The organism is Streptomyces rhizoryzae (assembly GCF_023155275.1).
Classification (GTDB): domain Bacteria; phylum Actinomycetota; class Actinomycetes; order Streptomycetales; family Streptomycetaceae; genus Streptomyces; species Streptomyces rhizoryzae.
On record NZ_JALMUV010000076.1, the window covers coordinates 1 to 15,492 of the forward strand.

Annotated in this window: 17 protein-coding genes and 2 pseudogenes; 6 read left to right on the forward strand and 13 right to left on the reverse strand. The window is 69.7% G+C overall.

Going from position 1 to position 15,492, the window contains the following annotated elements; genetic code table 11:
* The 3 genes from MUU72_RS33750 to MUU72_RS33760 all read right to left on the reverse strand — a co-directional run.
* A partial coding sequence (locus MUU72_RS33750; RefSeq protein ID WP_248017275.1) for an IPT/TIG domain-containing protein occupies positions 1-328 on the reverse strand: 328 nt, incomplete at its 3' end.
* Between the two features lie 150 nt (positions 329-478).
* Positions 479-1,270 carry an IPT/TIG domain-containing protein gene (locus MUU72_RS33755; RefSeq protein WP_248017276.1) on the reverse strand — a complete coding sequence of 264 codons (792 nt, stop codon included), beginning with the start codon at positions 1,268-1,270 and terminating at the stop codon, positions 479-481.
* 294 nt (positions 1,271-1,564) lie between these two features.
* On the reverse strand, positions 1,565-2,260 hold the full coding sequence (locus tag MUU72_RS33760) for a hypothetical protein (RefSeq protein ID WP_248017277.1): 696 nt from the start codon (positions 2,258-2,260) through the stop codon (positions 1,565-1,567).
* 907 nt (positions 2,261-3,167) lie between these two features.
* On the opposite strand from MUU72_RS33760, the gene MUU72_RS33765 reads away from it, so the two are divergent.
* The gene (locus tag MUU72_RS33765) at positions 3,168-3,896 is read left to right on the forward strand and encodes an IS5 family transposase (RefSeq protein ID WP_248017278.1); all 729 of its coding nucleotides are present in this window, start codon (positions 3,168-3,170) and stop codon (positions 3,894-3,896) included.
* On the opposite strand, the pseudogene MUU72_RS33770 reads toward MUU72_RS33765, so the two are convergent.
* A pseudogene (locus MUU72_RS33770) lies at positions 3,853-4,327 on the reverse strand (hypothetical protein). The gene MUU72_RS33765 and the pseudogene MUU72_RS33770 overlap by 44 nt on opposite strands.
* Before the next feature lie 2 nt (positions 4,328-4,329).
* On the opposite strand from MUU72_RS33770, the pseudogene MUU72_RS33775 reads away from it, so the two are divergent.
* Positions 4,330-4,753: pseudogene (locus MUU72_RS33775) on the forward strand (transposase); the annotation flags it as partial.
* Positions 4,754-4,913: 160 nt separating this feature from the next.
* Here the strand turns inward: MUU72_RS33775 and MUU72_RS33780 are convergent.
* The 3 genes from MUU72_RS33780 to MUU72_RS33790 all read right to left on the reverse strand — a co-directional run bounded on the left by MUU72_RS33780 (position 4,914) and on the right by MUU72_RS33790 (position 7,651).
* Entirely contained in the window at positions 4,914-5,564 is a 651-nt protein-coding gene (locus MUU72_RS33780; protein WP_248017279.1) for an NUDIX domain-containing protein, read from the reverse strand.
* Positions 5,565-5,714: 150 nt separating this feature from the next.
* On the reverse strand, positions 5,715-7,349 hold the full coding sequence (locus tag MUU72_RS33785) for a PLL family lectin (protein WP_248017280.1): 1,635 nt from the start codon (positions 7,347-7,349) through the stop codon (positions 5,715-5,717).
* Positions 7,346-7,651 (reverse strand): hypothetical protein, encoded by a 306-nt coding sequence (locus tag MUU72_RS33790; RefSeq protein ID WP_248017281.1) that lies wholly within the window; start codon positions 7,649-7,651, stop codon positions 7,346-7,348. The genes MUU72_RS33785 and MUU72_RS33790 overlap by 4 nt, the downstream gene beginning before the upstream one ends.
* Positions 7,652-8,374: 723 nt before the next feature.
* On the opposite strand from MUU72_RS33790, the gene MUU72_RS33795 reads away from it, so the two are divergent.
* A complete protein-coding gene (locus MUU72_RS33795; RefSeq protein WP_248017282.1) occupies positions 8,375-8,650 on the forward strand; it encodes a hypothetical protein in 276 nt (91 codons plus the stop codon).
* Positions 8,651-8,937: 287 nt separating this feature from the next.
* Here MUU72_RS33795 and MUU72_RS33800 read toward each other — a convergent pair whose 3' ends face one another.
* Positions 8,938-9,798: an SDR family NAD(P)-dependent oxidoreductase gene (locus MUU72_RS33800; protein WP_248017283.1), complete on the reverse strand. Its 861-nt coding sequence runs from the start codon at positions 9,796-9,798 to the stop codon at positions 8,938-8,940.
* A gap of 69 nt (positions 9,799-9,867) precedes the next feature.
* Here MUU72_RS33800 and MUU72_RS33805 point away from each other — a divergent pair, with 69 nt between their 5' ends.
* Positions 9,868-10,518 (forward strand): TetR/AcrR family transcriptional regulator, encoded by a 651-nt coding sequence (locus MUU72_RS33805; protein ID WP_248017284.1) that lies wholly within the window; start codon positions 9,868-9,870, stop codon positions 10,516-10,518.
* Positions 10,519-10,567: 49 nt separating this feature from the next.
* Here the strand turns inward: MUU72_RS33805 and MUU72_RS33810 are convergent, their stop codons facing one another.
* Positions 10,568-10,840 (reverse strand): hypothetical protein, encoded by a 273-nt coding sequence (locus MUU72_RS33810; RefSeq protein ID WP_248017285.1) that lies wholly within the window; start codon positions 10,838-10,840, stop codon positions 10,568-10,570.
* A gap of 464 nt (positions 10,841-11,304) precedes the next feature.
* Between MUU72_RS33810 and MUU72_RS33815 the strand changes: the two genes are divergently transcribed.
* Positions 11,305-11,877, forward strand: a complete 573-nt coding sequence (locus MUU72_RS33815) for a hypothetical protein (RefSeq protein ID WP_248017286.1) — start codon at positions 11,305-11,307, stop codon at positions 11,875-11,877.
* On the opposite strand, the gene MUU72_RS33820 is transcribed toward MUU72_RS33815, so the two are convergent.
* Complete coding sequence (locus tag MUU72_RS33820; RefSeq protein ID WP_248017287.1) at positions 11,823-12,704, reverse strand: hypothetical protein; 882 nt, start codon at positions 12,702-12,704, stop codon at positions 11,823-11,825. The two genes, MUU72_RS33815 and MUU72_RS33820, sit on opposite strands and share 55 nt — an antisense overlap.
* A 53-nt stretch (positions 12,705-12,757) precedes the next feature.
* Here MUU72_RS33820 and MUU72_RS33825 point away from each other — a divergent pair, with 53 nt between their 5' ends.
* Positions 12,758-13,006: a hypothetical protein gene (locus MUU72_RS33825; RefSeq protein ID WP_248017288.1), complete on the forward strand. Its 249-nt coding sequence runs from the start codon at positions 12,758-12,760 to the stop codon at positions 13,004-13,006.
* Positions 13,007-13,025: 19 nt separating this feature from the next.
* Here the strand turns inward: MUU72_RS33825 and MUU72_RS33830 are convergent, their stop codons facing one another.
* The 3 genes from MUU72_RS33830 to MUU72_RS33840 form a co-directional block, all read right to left on the reverse strand.
* Positions 13,026-14,021 carry a tetratricopeptide repeat protein gene (locus tag MUU72_RS33830; RefSeq protein WP_248017289.1) on the reverse strand — a complete coding sequence of 332 codons (996 nt, stop codon included), beginning with the start codon at positions 14,019-14,021 and terminating at the stop codon, positions 13,026-13,028.
* Positions 14,011-14,811, reverse strand: a complete 801-nt coding sequence (locus tag MUU72_RS33835; RefSeq protein WP_248017290.1) for a hypothetical protein — start codon at positions 14,809-14,811, stop codon at positions 14,011-14,013. Before MUU72_RS33835 ends, MUU72_RS33830 begins: the two co-directional genes overlap by 11 nt.
* 157 nt (positions 14,812-14,968) lie before the next feature.
* Complete coding sequence (locus MUU72_RS33840; protein ID WP_248017291.1) at positions 14,969-15,109, reverse strand: hypothetical protein; 141 nt, start codon at positions 15,107-15,109, stop codon at positions 14,969-14,971.
* Positions 15,110-15,492 lie beyond the last annotated feature (383 nt).

The following is a 15,492-nucleotide window of genomic DNA, read 5'->3' on the forward strand; positions in this document are numbered from 1 at the left end:
GATTCGTGCCGCTGATGGTCACCACATTGCCACCTGACGTCGGGCCCGAGGCAGGGCTGAGACTGCTGAGCGTCGGGGAGGAGGCGTAGGTGAAGAGGACGTTCTGGGTGCTGGTTCCTGTCGGCGCCGTGACCGTGACCTGCACCGTGCCGCTTCCTGCGGGGGTCTTCGCCGTGATCAGGGTGTCGCTCACGATGACGAAGTTGGTGCCGTTGGGGCCGAACCTGACCAGGGTGGCTCCGGTGAAGCCAGAGCCGGTGATGATGACGTCGGTACCGCCCGCTGGAGCACCTTGGGCGGGGCTGACGCTGGTCACTACGGGGGCCATGAGCTCTTCTCCTTCTCGTAGCACCTTGGCGACCGCCCCTGGCCGGCGGTTGTCGGTAAGGGCGTGGGGCGTCGCCGCCCGCCCGCGTCGGGGCGCTGCGGACGGGCGGCGACGTGGGGTCTGCCGTAGGGGCCCGGCCGACCCTGACGGTCAGGTGATCGTGAAGGGCTGGGCGTTGGAGTTGCCGCCGCAGGTGTGGACCGTGATCGTTCCGGCCCCGGTGGCGAGTCCGCCGGGCACGGTGGCGACGAGCTGGGTGTCGCCGACGGGAGTGAACACCGCGGGGGCGGTGGCGGCGGCGCTGTCGGTGAAGGTGACGGTGTCGACGCCGACGAAACCGGTTCCGGTGATGGTGACCTGGTCCCCCGCCGTACCCGAGGTGGGCAGCACGGAGGTGATGGTCGGCGCCAGGTAGTAGTCGATCTGGGTGGTGCCCGAAGTGCTGGTGCCGCCGGCGGTGGTGATGGTCACCGGCTGGGTCGACACCGTGGCGACCTGTCCCGGGTTGGCCGGGGCGGTGAAGGTGACCTGGCTCGGCTGGGTGGGAGTGACCGCGACGGTGCCGACGGTGCCCACCGCTACGTGCGTACCGGTGAGGAAGTTGTTGCCGAACAGCGTCACCGGACCTCCGGTGGCGGCTGACACACAGGTGACGTTGGTCCCCGTGGTGGTCGGTGCGGCGATGACGAAGAACGGCAGTGCGTTGCTGGTGGCTCCGGAACTGCTGGTGACGCTGACCGACACCTGGCCGGAGCACGGCGCCGAGCTGGGCACCACGAACGTGACCTGGGTGGCGGTGACGGTCGTCGGGACGACGGCCGCCGTGCCGAAGTTCACCCTCGTGGTGGTGGACAGAGCGCTGCCGTTGATCTGGACGGTGTCCCCGGCCTTGCCCTGGTTGGTTGTGGTCGTGGTGTCCACTATGGACGTGATGGTTGCCATGATTTTTCTCCTTCGAACGTGCTGCTCTGCTCGTGTGTGAGCAAGGGCAGGTGGATGGCTGATGCGGCCCGCAACCGCAGGAGGTGTCCCAGTGGGCAGTGGGGCGGGAGGAGAGGTGAAGACCGTTGTCTCAGGGCGCCTGGGCGGGTCGTCCTGCGTGAAGGGACGGGGCGCCGCCACACAGGGCGCCGTCAATTCGCCGGCTTGGTGGTTCCACCGCTTCGGAGCAGGGCGCATGCGCCGAAATGCGACACCAACTCGCTGTCGAGTACGGCAAGTTACCGCCCAGCGGTCTCAACAGGGCGCGGTCAAGGGGGCGGTGGCGGCGCAGTTGTTCGGTGTATTGCCGGACGCATTGGTGACGAGCAGCGTGGCGGAGCCCGCGTTACGGTAGACGCCCCCGCCGTTGACGGTGGCGGTGTTACCGGTGACGCTGCTGGCGGCCATTGACAGCATGGCGTCGGTGTAAATGCCGCCGCCGTACGAGGCGCGGTTGCCCTGGACGCCGCCCGCGACCACTCTCACGGACCCGCCGAGGTTGGCGATGCCGCCGCCCACGCCGAGGCCGGCGTCACCGTTGCTGATGGTGACCGTGGCCAAGGTGAGCTGCCCGTTGGCGGCCGGGAATTGCGAGGGCCCGTCCACCTCGATGATGCGGAAGGGGGGTGCGGTCGACACGCGGGTGATCTCGGTGACCAGCCCGGTCATGGTGATCGGCGTGGTGATGTTCGGCAAGCCCGCCGGCCCTCCGCTGCCACCCGTACTGTGTGGGCTGGTCAGGGTGTAGGTGCAGAACGGCGCGAGGAGCAGGTCACCGCCCCCGGCGGCGTTGGCTGCGTTGACGGCGTTGACCAACGCAGTCTCGCTGCACGGCACGTCCACCGCTTGCGCCGGACCCGCGGCATCTGCATGCGCTGCCGGGGCGGCGAGCAAGAGTCCGCCGGCCGCGCCGACCCCGGAAAGTAATCGAAACAGATCGATGGCTCGCACCACGCCTCCTTGGACGTATGAGCCACCTCATCAGCCGATGCACCGTGAGAGCGCGTCGGCCGACAGCTTCCTCCGGTGGGCGCCCTCGCGTACCTGCGGCAGCATGCGCAGGCAGATGCCGATGAGAGCTGCATTCCCAGCGGAGGGATGGGCAGCCCACCTGGTCGGATACCAACAAGTCAGCCATCTGAGCTGCCTTACCGCAAGGGGTTCGCCGGATCGCCACCCATTCGGCGGGGCGCACCGCCTCGGGGTGTAACCGGAGTTGCACAACGGGAGTCTCACTCCTTGCTGCGCACGCCGGTGCTGCACCGGACCGAGGCGGCCACTGAACAGCCGGCCTGTCTGCCCCAGCAGCACCGAAAGCCAGCCGCCCCGGCCCGTACCGCCCACAAGAGCGGAGCACGCCGGCCGGCCGTGCCAACCGGGCGCCCTCAGACGCACCGCAGTCCGGCTTGCAGCCTCTGTTCCACCCACGGTTGTCCTCGGCCTTCCCACCTCATCGAAGGGACAGCGGGACAGCAGAGCGACCTGCCCTCGGTAGCTGTGGTCGTTCCGGTCGTGAGGGGTGTGCGTCGAACGGGAGTCTTGATCGGGTGATCGCAGCTGGCCGTGGGCATGCGAACAGGGCCTCGTGGTAGCTCGGGGTGCGCAGCCGGCCGAGTTCCAGGAGTCCCTGTTGCCGCAGTTGTACGTGCTGGCGCCGGTGGCGTTCAACTCGGCTGCTCCGTCGTGTGAGGGGGGTGTCGCTCAACGTTCGGGGATGCGGCCGGTCACGCGGAACGTGTGCGGCGGTATCCCTCGGGCATGACGGATGCGGAGTGGGCCGTGGTCCGGCCGCTGCTGCCGGTGCCGGGCTGGCTGCGTGGCCGGGGCGGGCAGCCGGAGGCGTACTGTCATGTGGGCGGTGTTGGACGCGGTCCGCTACCTGGTGGGTAGCGGCATCAAGTGGCGGGCGCTGCCTGGGGATTTCCCGCCATGGGGCCGGGTATATGCGTTCTTCCTCCGCTGGCGCGCTCAGGTGCTGGTCGGGGGGTTTCACGACCGGCTGCGTGATCGGGTACGGCAGAGGGCGGGCCGGGATGCGCAGCCCACGGCCGGCGTGACCGATTCGCAGTCCGTCAAGGCGGACGCGGTCGCCGGTGCGGACAGTCGCGGCTTCGACGGCGGCAAGCTGGTCAACGGCCGCAAGCGGCAGGGCGTGGTCGACACGCCTGGTCTGCTGCTGGGCGTGAGGGTCACCGCCGCGGATGTCGGTGACCGCTCCGCTGCCCACGTCCTGCTTGCGCAGGTCGCCGATGTGCATCACCGCCCGGCCCTGGTCTGGGCCGACGGGCGGCCGCACCGGCAGCCTGATTCCGGGCCGACGGGCAGCCGCACCGGCAGCCTGATCGAGTACTGCCTCACCGCGCTCTGCCTGGTCCTGCCGATCGTCAAACGCAGCGATGACAGCAGGGGGTGCGTGGTGCTGCCCACGTGGTGGATCGTCGAGCGGTTCTTCGCCCATCTGATGCGCACCCGCCGCTTGGCGCGCGACTTCGAGCGGCACATCACCAGCGCCGAAGCGATGCTCTACTGGTCGGTGATCCTGCTCATGACCCGCCGCCTGGCCCGGTCACGCCCGCAGCGAGGGTGAACTGGCCTGACTGGGGTTCGGCCGGCCAGCCGCACGCGACCAGCCGTTCCGCCTTCGACCGCAGTGCTTCCACCTCGGCTGGCACCGCGTCCAGGCCGGACAAGGTGGCCATCTCCTGGCATCTCAAGGGGCGTTGGGCGAGCCGTTGCCGGTCCGTGAGCACCTGCCGGATGCGCTGGTGGTCCACTCACAGCACCGACCAGGCCAGCCCCCCACGCCACATGGCACCTGCGACTTCGGCTTCGCGGCCCTCAGCGCTGCTGCTGCCTTCTCAGCCTGCCCGACGGCCGGCATGGGCCGCCCGGTCAGGGCGTGAGCTTGGCTCTCGTTCACCGGGCCAGCACCTGGCCGACCCGTGAGCGGGCGATGGCCCACTCCTGCCATTCCCGCTCGACCACGGCCAGTTCGGCCTGGACCCGGTCGGCTTCCATAGATCGCGAAGCCGTTGATCCCGCCGTCAAAGGTACGGCCGCAGGGCGGTGGTACGCAGGACATGCCTGATGAGACTGTGTTCGCAGCCATCATCTACGTGTTGGGGAGTGGCTGTGCCTGGCGTGCGTTGCCGCCGTGCTTCGGGATATCGAAGTCGACTGCCCATCGCCGATTTCTGATCTGGTCGCGGCCGGCGTCTGGGGCCGACTGCACGAGGCGATCCTGCATCGGTTCGACGACGCCGGTCTGATCGACGTCTCCCGCGGAGTGCTGGACTCCGTTCGCGTCAGGGCGGAAAAGGGGGGAACTCACAGGTCCGAGCCCCGTGGACCGGGGCAAGCCGGGTTCCAGGATGCACCTCCTGTTCGGTCGCGAACGGACTGCCCCCGGTCGTCGGCGTCTCGGCTGGCAACACCCACGACAGCATGTCCTGGCTGACCGGCTACCGCCGACTCAACCACCCCACGCCGCCCTGACGGCGATCCCCTCGGCATCACGCGAAAACCGAACAGATCCTCTGAACGACGACGCCCTGGGAGTCCGAGGCCGTCACAGCCGGTGATTGTGCGGGCTGGGTGTAGCCAGCTACAGAGCGCCCCTGGGTGGTGAGGTTTCTTCGACTGGAACCAATGGGTGCTGCACGAGCGGCACATTGTTTCTGAGGAAGGTCAGAATGTCGCGATACCAGTCCACCGGGGGGTTGGCCCAGCCTTGGATCGTCTGCCAGGTTTTCGGATTCAGGATGTCCCAGATTCGCACCAACTCCAGTTCGTTGTCCAGTGGCGCGGCTGGGTAATTCGGGCGAATCTGATCGTAGTCCGTGATGATCTTGTTGTATATGTCTCGCGCAGCATACTCCGCATCGGGCAGGCATATGTTTTCGAGATAGTTCTCGAATTCTCTGAGGTTTTCTTCGGTTGTGTTGAAATAAGCTGCCGAGTACGTGCCCCAGTCGTTTGTGGCCGACGGGAGAAGCCCGATGTTTATGTTGGTCTCTTCAACGAGCTCCCGTATCGCGGCCTCCTCGATGCTCTCACTAGGTTTCCTTTCGCCGCCGGGGAGGCACGGGCCGCCGCCCCCGTTGAGGGGCTCTCCCTGCGGTTTGAGGACACCGGTATTTGTTTTGTTATCCCAGAAGAAATAGCCCTCCATGCGTTTCAGGCAAATGATGAAGTAGCGGTGCGCCGGGAGGGCGTCATCCGTGTAGAGGACAGCGTAGGCGTATCTGCGGGGCATGGGATGCCTCCGGTCGGAAGGTCGGTTGTATCAAGGGCGCGGCAGCCTGCCGGCTCTGGCTCGCCGATCGCGGCAGCAAGCGCCAGGTCACTTCTGCCGAGTTCTGCGGGTTTTCCGGCCAGCTGCTGTTATGCACGTTCCGGGTGGCGGTCAGGAGCAGCTTCCTGTCATCCGGCAGATTGCGGCCACGATGTCGGGCACTGCGGTGATGCCTTGGCTCCCCAGATTCACGATGAAGGACAGTGCGTCTTCCTGGGTGATTCCGGTCAGGCCGGCGAGCCAGATCACCACCGCCGACTCCGGCGCCAGCGTCGCCACGCCGTAGGCGATGGCAGCCGCGATGAGCACGGCGCCGGCGTAGCCGCCGAACTGGCAGGCGGCACAGCCCCAGCTGGAGTCTTCGGCCGACGGCGCGTTCTCGGAATCGCACATCTGACGCAGGGTGGCCTCGATCGTGGCCTGTGCGTCGAACACCGGCAGCGTGGTGAGGGTCACCTGGAAATCTTCATCACTGTCGTCGGCGCCCTGCACGGTGGCTGTCCACACGCCGCTCTGGGGGGCCAGTTGCAGCATCGAGGTGACCAGCCCGTTGGCCATGTCGATCACCGAGCCGGTGGCGTTCGGAGGGCTCGGCGTGTCCACCGGGGATCCGTCGGGGCGTACCACGGTCAGGCCGACGCCGGGGACCGGCGTTCCCTCCGCGTCCTGTACCGCGGCCAGCAGGAAGCCCGACGCTGGGGGCACCTGCAGCGACACGGTGTCCGAGGTGACGATCGTGTCCAGGCGCAGATTCGGTACCGGCGCCGCGGCCTGCTCCGCCGCGGCAGGCGCCGCCACGCAGGCCGCGTACATCTGGGTGCCGGTGCCGGTGACCGAGCGCAGCGGCAGCTCGCCGCCGGGTTCATCGAGTGGCGCCCAGGCGCCCGCTGGCAGCTGTAGGCAGTAGGCGAGTCCGTCGACTGCTGGCGCCAGCACGGTCAACCCGCCGAGGGGGCCGGCGAGCAGACCCGCGGTGACGGTGTCCCCGGTGAGCAGGGCCGCGTCCGCCGGATTGCCGACGGGGGTGAACTGGCCGGGGCTGCCACCGACCGGCGCGGTGTAGCCATGGCCGTCGGTGCCCACTGTGAACACTGTCGCCTGGCCGCCCGGGGCCGGTGCGACGGCCACCGGCCCGGAGACCGACGTCGACGGCGGGTGGCCAGCGCACTGCCAGCCGCCCCATCCGGACGGTGGCGTGCCGGAGATGGTGTGCAGCTGCCCGTCTGCGCCGACCGCGACGGCCAGTACCGCACTGCCCGACACAGTGGTGACAGCGCAGTCGCCGAGCAAGGAGACGCCGGCAGCCGGCGCTCCCAGGTCGGTCCACCCCGACCAGGACTGGCCCGTCGGCCGGTTGACCGTCCACAGGTTGCCATCCCCGCCGACCGCCACCAAGACTGTTCCGGTGCTGGCCGCGGCGACCGCGCAGCCCGCGGAAAGGTTGGTCTCGGGAGGATGGCCGACCTCGGTCCAACTCGCCGACCAGCCGCTGTCGGCCGGCGACTCGACGCAGTAGAGGCTGCCGTCGGTGCCGACCGCCACGGCCACCAGAGCATCGCCCTGCCGGCCGTCGGCCGCCGTGTTCAAGAAGGGCACCGGCGCATCGGCCAGCGGCCCCCAACCGGTCCAGTCGCCACCCGGTAGCGCCTGGAAGCACGCGCGGACGGTGCCGCTGGCGACGCCGAGCCCGATCGCGTTGCTATCCGGGCCGCGGACCAGCCCACCGGCGACGGTCGCGGCACTCATGAGCCCTCGAACGACACGGCGATCGCGGTCACTGAACCGCTCCACTCGCGATAGTTGGTGTTGTTGTCACGTAGCGTCACGGTGCACTGAGCCTCTTGCACGCTGAGCGCCTCGACGTTGATTTGCAGCCGGCCGAAGCCGTACTCTTCGCTGTCCGTGTACGCCAGGTCGAACGATTTCAGGAAGACCTGCATGCTCGTGGCGCCGCTGGGCACGGAGACATTCTGGTCCACCGTGCGGGTGCTGTCCTTGGAATCATCGAAATCGAAGTTCACCGTCTGGATGCCCAAGACGTTCAGCATGATCTGCCCTTTCTGCCGTAGTACTCAACACTCGGTACCGAGCCCGGGTCCACCTTCGCCACCCGCTGTTTCAGGCGATTTCGGCCACTGTCGCGTGGTAGGGAAAAGCGGGTGGACGTTGCTCACAGCCCTGGGGCACGGAAGCCCCAGATCCCAGCACTTCGTGCGGACTTCGTGCGGACGTCGAAGATCCGGAAGAGGTTCGGTCCAGGGGCGAGCGGTTGCCGTTGATGTTCTCGTGGTGCCGCTGTTCAGGGACGTCGGGTCCGCCTTGCCCGATGGTTAAACGGCGTCGGAGATGTGCAGGTTTGCGGCGGAGCCCATAGCGATACCCGTGGGCTGATTCAGTTTACTGATTGGTCGCCACGAACGCGCCGCCTCCGGCCACCGCGGAAAGGCGTAATCGGCGGCAACGGAACCCTGGGTCTCCATGGAGCGGTTTCGTGCGACCATGCTCTTCATCGCCGTCGTCAGGGCTTGCTCCCCTTTGCCGTCCCGGCAATTCCTCTGCGTCCGCGGTGACAGCACGCGGTGAGACACAGGATCTCGCGCACGACAGCGCTCTCTGGGCCGACCGCCACGAGCAATTCACCATAAATCCTAGCTGCGGGCTCAGACATCCGCATGCCGACATCGTTCCTGGCGGGTGCGACTCTTCGAAAATCCTCAGCCGCTCTCGATCCCCACGTGATTGTTCGCTCAACTACGGAAGTCCGCGGAGGCGTGAGGGACCTGATCGGCCACGCGGGCGTGGTGCTGCTTCGGAAGATCGCCGACCGCACGGGGATGACCCTCGCGCTGAGCGCGGCACTGCCGAAGGGCTCCCGACCGGGATGGCGGGAAGGCGGCAAGGCGCTCATCGTGCTGGCCTGCGCGATCGTACTGGGGGCGACGAACGTCCTGGAGATCGAGCAGCTCCAGGCGCACCGGCTGGCGCCTGTCCCCGCGCCCGCGGGACCCGCCGGCCACACCGTTGTGGTGGGCTGTGCTACTGCCTGACCGACGGCAGTGCGCCACTCGTCGCCGCTCGCGGCCTCGACGCGGGAGGTACTGCGCGGGTCAGGGGGCCCAGGTCGCCGTACAGGGCGGAGTGGGCGGCTGGGGGCGACCCAAGGGATGCCTGGCGGTGAAAGCCGTACCCCGTGGTCTGGCCGCGGGGCGACGCTCGTGCAGTGAGGCCGTGGCTTGGCGCCCGGAGAGCCCTCGCCCCGGGCCGCCGGGAAATTCATCCGTTGACTGTGAGCCCACCGGTGGCCGCACCACAGGGGAGGGAGCTGTTCGCGGGGTTATCGTCGGCCGACGGCTCCCTTCGGGTAGTGGCGGCGCAGGTTGGCGGCGAGGACGCGGTCGAGCGTACGGTCGGACAGGAACCGGCCCAGGCTCATGATCAAGGCAGCATCCCGGCCAGCGGTGTAGCGGGTGCGCGGTCTGCGGGTTGTTGCGGCCTTCGCGATCACCTGGGCGGCGGCGTCAGCGGTCAGGCCCGACGCGGTGCCCGACGCCATCACCTTGTTGTTCGCTTGGACCAGGCTGCCGTAGCGCTCGTCCTGCTCCGGCGTCATCTGGGCGGCCAGGTGGTTCGCTGTTGCGATCCCGCGGGCGGCGATCTCCGTGCGGACGCCGCCGGGCTCGACCACGACCACCGGTACGCCCAGCGGCGCGACCTCCCGGCGGAGTGAGTCGCTTACTGCCTCCAGAGCGAACTTCGCGCCGGCATAAGCGCCGTATGTTGCCATGGCGTACTTGCCGCCGACCGAACTGATGTTGATCACGCGGCCCTTGCTGCGCAGCAGGGCGGGCAGGAGTGCCTGAATGACGGCGATGTGGCCGAACAGGTTGACTTCGAACGCCTGCCGCCACTGCGCCATCGGCAGGACTTCGACCGGGGCGTTCACCTGGACGCCGGCGTTGTTCACGAGCGCGTGCAGCGCGCGCGGGTCTTCGGCGACCCGCGCGGCGAGTGCCTCCACGTGCTCGGACGTGGTGATGTCGAGGATGACGGGCTCGATGCCGGCGGATCGGATGGCGTCGGCGTCACGGTCGCGTCGCACGCCGGCCAGCACGTGGAAGCCCCGACGAGCCAGTTCGCGGGCGGCTGCCGCGCCCATGCCCGTGGAGGCTCCGGTCACGACGATCAGCCTCTGCATTTCAGATGACGTTGTCACCTTAGCGACGCTACCAGCACAGATGACACTGTCAACTGTATGATGCAGGCCATGGCCACTCGTGCGGAATCCGCCGCCCTCACCCGCCGCGCTCTGCTCGACGCGGCCGCCGACCTCCTCGACCTCGGCGGCCCCGAAGCCGTCACCCTGCGCGAGGTGAGCGCGCGGGCAGGCGTGACACGGGGAGCCCCGTACCGGCACTTCACGGGCAAGGACAGCCTGCTGACCGCCCTCGCGACCGAGAGCTGGGAACGGATCACCGACCAGGTCCACACCCTGCGGACCGATCCGGCCCTGTCGGACTCCGACAAGCTGCGCGGCGCACTCCGCGTCCTCATCGGCGTCGGCCGAGGCCAGCCTCACCTGTACCAGATGTTGTTCAGGCGCCACGGACACCGTCCTGAGGAACTTGGTGAAGGACTCGATCGCGTCCGACGCCAGCTGTGCGCACCGGCGGGCGACCCGGCCGCAGACCGCATCCGCGCGGCCGGACGCTTCCAGGAAGAGTTCCTGATCATCGTCACCGACCTCGTCGGGGAGCGGAACGCGCGGCACTACGGCGCCCTGCTGCTCGCCAGCGCCCACGGCATCGCTGACATGGAACTCACCGGCCACCTCAGCACAGACAGCTTGCGCACCACCTCCGACGAGCTCGTCGACACCCTCGTCCGCATGGTCACGGACGCCGGCGAAACGACATAGCAACGCCCACGCCCCGTCGAGGACGGGGGACCGCTCCAGGGGTCAGTCTTCAGGTCTGGGGCCAGCGGGTTCGCCTGATGCCGAGGCCGAGAAGGTCCAGCAGATGCAACTGGAGGCCGCGGGTGATCGCCACGACGGGTGGATGGGTGGCACTGCCGATTCGCACCGTCAGCTCCCCAAGGTGGTGGAAGACCATGCGGCCGGCCGAACGCACCCGTCGGCCGTCCGGATACAGGCCCGCCATCTTCTCGTCGCCGCCCAGCGCGCACCGCATCTGCCGCTCGATCAGGCAGAAGACCAGCGGCTGTCGCAGGTCCCTCATCGCGGCGGTCCTTGGGATGCCCGAACTTGATGACGGGGAAGTCCTCGTCGTGCCCGACTTCGGGGTACGCGCCGTGCACGGACATGCCGGTCATGTCCCTCTCCCTCTTGGCCCCGCACTGGGCAAGCCGCTCCAGGTCGGCACGCTCCGAGGATTCACAGGTAGCGCCAGCGAGGATCGATGGTTGGCCCCGCTGAACGTCGGCGCGTCACGAGCACCATGCAGCCTCTCCCATTGAGTGCGTGGCGATCCTGCCCCGTGCCCCTCGTAAACGCGGCCGCTCTCCCGCAGCAAGGAGGCTCCCTCCCCAGGTCCGGAGCGATCACACAACGCAGGACATTAATTAATCCGATGTCGGGCATGTCCTTCCAAGGCGCTGCGGGACTCGCGTGGGCGAACCGGGGATCACGCGCCAGAGGCAAGTTCCGGGGGCCGCGGTACTTCAACCACGGAGGGGAAGCCAGATGGCGAACGAGCTCACGTACGGCGACAAACTGGCCTTACAGAACGGGTACAACAACTGGGCGGGTGGCTACCTCGACACCAACTCCACAAGCAGCGCCGCAGGCGCCCTGTACAAGGTCTCGACCGCACCGACCCCCACCCGCGGCCCCGGCACCGGCACATGGCAGATCCTCTCGGCCACCGGCAAGGCCACGGGGCAGATCGTCCAGAGCGGGGACGTGGTCTACCTCCGCAACCTGTACGGCAACGGCAGCTACCTGGACACCAACGGGGGAGCAAACACCGCCCAGCAGGCCGCCGGCGGCCTGTACGCCGTTACGACCTCCCCGAACCAGGACCGCGCTCCCGGTACTGGCCGGTGGCAGATCTTCGCCCAGACCTCCACGCCTACCGACAAGAACGTCCGCGCCGGTGACGTCCTCCTGCTGTGGAACCTCTACCTCGCCAACGGCGGCTTTCTCGAGACCGACGGCCTCGGCACTGAGTCAGGCTCCGCGTACTCCGTCTGCACCAACGCCTACTTCAACCGCGCCGCCGACGTCACCCTATGGAAGGCGTCCCTCGTGCCCTGACCCTTCGGCGCAGTGAGTTCCACCAAGCCCCCGGCCTCCAGGGCGAGGCTGGGGGCTGTACGCACGTGCGGGCATCGGCGCCCGGCACGCGCAGAGCAGCGTCCAGAACATTCTTCCGGCCGAGCCGGATGCACCGAGCTGCGAGCTCGATTGATCCCGGTGGCAGCAAGCGGGCCTTCGTGACGACCACCGCACGCCGGCACACACCACGGCTGCATGATCGCGCACAGCCACGAGGGCCAACTACCTCGCGCAGGGGCCAAGTTCCTCTCTTCGTCACAACCAACCTGTACCCTCATTGCCACGTTCGCCTCAACGAAGCAACCGGTGAACAGGCGCCGGGCGGAGGGCTCGCCGTAGCGGTCGATGTGGTCGATGTGGTCGAACACCAGCTGATGGCCGCGGGCGGCGCGGGCGCGCCAGTCGATGACCTCCTCGCGGGCCAGCTCCTCAAGCACCAGGTCCGCCTCCGGCGCGGCAGCCTCCGCCTCCGGCCCGGGCTCTGGGACCGGGACCGCGGCAGCCGGGCGGGGCGCCGGCAGCACGGCCGCAGCCACCGGCGCAGCCGGACCGTCGGCCTCCCGCTGAGCGGCCGCTGCGTCAACGGCCGCCTGCTGAGCGCGAACGTGCTCCCACTCACGTTCACGGGCCCCCGCCTGGGCCGTGATGTCCTGGTGCAGCCGCTGCTCGGTGGCCGCCCGGCGCTCCGCCTCGCAGGCGTGCGGCATCGCCGCGTCGACGGCGGCCGCGACCGCGCGGCGTTGCGCACGGCGGTCCAGCTGCCGGTCCTCGCAGCGCGGGCAGTCCCGGTCGGAGTCCAGCAGCACGCCGTCGTCGCACCGCGGCTCGGGGCAGCCCTGCTGGGCAGGAGGTGCCGGCGGTGCTGGAGGCGGTGCAGCGCCGGCTGAGGGAGCACGCCGACCGGCTCGGCACCGAAACGGAGCTGCGCCGGGGCCGCGTCGGCTACGTCGTCCTGGGGATGCTCGCCTCGCCCGAACCGCTGGACCACCTCGGCGGCGGCTGGGCACCCAGGAGACGACGCGACCCGCCACCCGCTCCCGGGCTCCTCATCGCCCGGCCTCAGGGCGGCACGCGTCCGCCGGGAGGTGACCGGCGGGTGAGGCGCTGAAGGGGGCGCCCCGGCGGTGTCAGCCGCGCCGCAGGACGGCGAGCCGGTCCCGCAGGGCGCGGGTGGTGGCGTCGTCCTCGCCCAGAATGCGGACGCTGTCGGCCAGGGTGCGCTCGTACAGTTGCCGGGCCTCGTCGGCGTCCCGTTCCGCGGCGCCCTCCCACAGGGCCAGGAACGAGGCGATGTTCTTCTTCACCCGGACCTCGCCGGACGCGTCCCCGAGGGCGCGGAAGGCATCGATCGCCTGCCAGGAGAGCGTGACTGCCTCGTCGGTGCGGCCGGCCTGGGCCAGCGCCCCTGCGAGGTTGTTCAGCGTCCGGGCGAGGCCGTGGCGGTTGCCCGCGGCCTCGAACCGTTCGACCGCCCCGCGGTACGCCCGCACGGCCTCCTCCACCATCCCGGCCGCCAGCAGGGAACTGCCGAGGTTGGACAGCACGGGGCCCTGCCGGGGGTGGTCCTGGGGCAGGTCCGCGCCGGCCTGCCGGCCCAGGTCGATGGCCTCGGTGAGGTCGCCCTCGTAGCGGGAGCGCTCGTAGCGGATGCGCAGGGCGCTGCTGAGGCTGGCGAGGGCGACGGAGCGCTGCGGGAGGCCGGGCGGGATGCGGACGGCGGCGTCGCGGCCCAGGACGATCGCCTCGTCCAGGTCCTCCCAGTTGCCGGTGTGTTCGGCGCGGGCGTGCAGGGCGCCGATGAGGTTGGGGATGGTGGCGCTCAGTTCGGGGTGACTGTCCTCGGGCAGCCGGGCGGCGTGTGCCTGGGCCTCACGGAAGCAGTGGATGGCCGCATCGAGGTCGGCGAGGGCGGAGGTGAGCTGGTACCGGACCATGCGGATCAGGCCGAGGTTGGACAGGATGGTGATGTGCAGCGGCCCCGGTGGGGTGGCGGTGAGCACCTTGTCCAGGGTGGCGATGGCGTCGTCGGTCTCCTCCAGGCCGCGGTGCAGCCGCCGGGGGGACTCCAGGATTTCCGCGGCCCGCAGCGCGGTCACCGGATCGATCCCGTGGTCAGTGGTCATCGCCGCGCCTCCCGTCCTCGGACTGCCGCTGGTCCAGTACCGCGGTGATCCAGATGCGTGCCAGCCCCTCATCGTAGAACTCGATGGTCTCCGAGCCGCGTTGGACGCGGATCACCACGCGGGGGTCGCGTGGTGGCGGGGCGGCGGGCGGCGGGGGCGCGCCGGAGGCGGCCGGGGGGTGGACGTGCACGCCGCCGTTGATGGCCCCGGCCTGGACGGTGGGGCCGAGCAGGCGGGCCTGCCCCTCGACGACGTTGCCGGCCGTCCCGGCCGCCGCGCCCGTCGCGGACGCTCCGCCGGTGCCGACCGCGCCGGTGGTGCCAGGTACGGCGGTCGCGCCGGGTGCGCCCGGTGCTCTGGGGGCGCCGGGTGTCCGGGCCGCGGGCACCGGCCCGCTCGTCCCCGCTCCCCCGCCTGTCCCGCCCGTCCCGTCCGTACCGGCCGTCGCGGCCGTCGCGGCTGTCCCGTCCGCCGTGGCCGGGGCGTCCGCCGGGGGCCGGGTGCGGCGGTACCACAGCAGCTCCCAGAACTGCGCGGAGCGCGGCAGGTGGGTGGCGCCGCAGGCCCGCTCGGCGAGGCTGTCCAGCACCGCGACGAAGGCCAGCAGGACCTCGCAGGAGACGGGCGCGGCGCCGTCGTCGAGCCAGCCCCGCACCGCCGCCGGTGTCGGCCGCTGACCGTCGGGCAGCCGTCCGCGGGACAGCTCGACGAGCGTGTCCACGGCCGGACTTCCGGCTGCCCGGTACAGCCGGCGCAGCTCACCCCCGAGGTCTTCTGCCGGTTGCTCCACCTGTTCGACTTCCCCCATGAAGGACCGGGCGTGCGCTCCGATGCGGTTCTCCGTTCGGCACCGCCGCGTGCCGGGGTCCAGGCTAGCCGCTGTGGCGGGAGCGTTCGCGGTGCCGTGAGGGACGGCGTACGGGGAACGGCCGTGTGGCGCGGGCCCGTTACACGGCCCGCTCCCGCCCCTCCCCGTACGGGTCGCGCAGCCGCCGTTCGTAGAGCTTGCCGTTGGGGTCGCGCGGCATGGCGCGGTGAACGCGTCGAAGGTCCCGGGAGGTATCGACGTCTCGCAGCTGGTGTGGCACCCGCGGGCCGCCCAGATCCGCTTCACATGCCCGCCACATCGCTTTCGCTCGGCGTTTCGGTGAGCTGACCCGCCTCCCCGGGTCGCAGCACGGCGCGCACCCGGAAGGGTTGCTGTTCGAGCCGGTGCATCGGTTCTGGACAGGGCTCTCGCCACCTGGCCGCTGCACACGAGTTGTCCGAAGCGTGCGACGAGCCCGATCTTTCGTTTCGCGCACGAAGGGTACGGAGAGTGCGCGGCCACCCCCAGGAGGATCTTGGATCAGCCCAGGAAGCTCAGCCGCACCTGGCGCGGTTGGGGTTGTCGCGGTTGGTGTCCGCGAAGCTCCTTTAGACGTCGTTTCAGTTGGTGAGTCGGCGGTAGCTGATGAGGGCTGCGGCGATG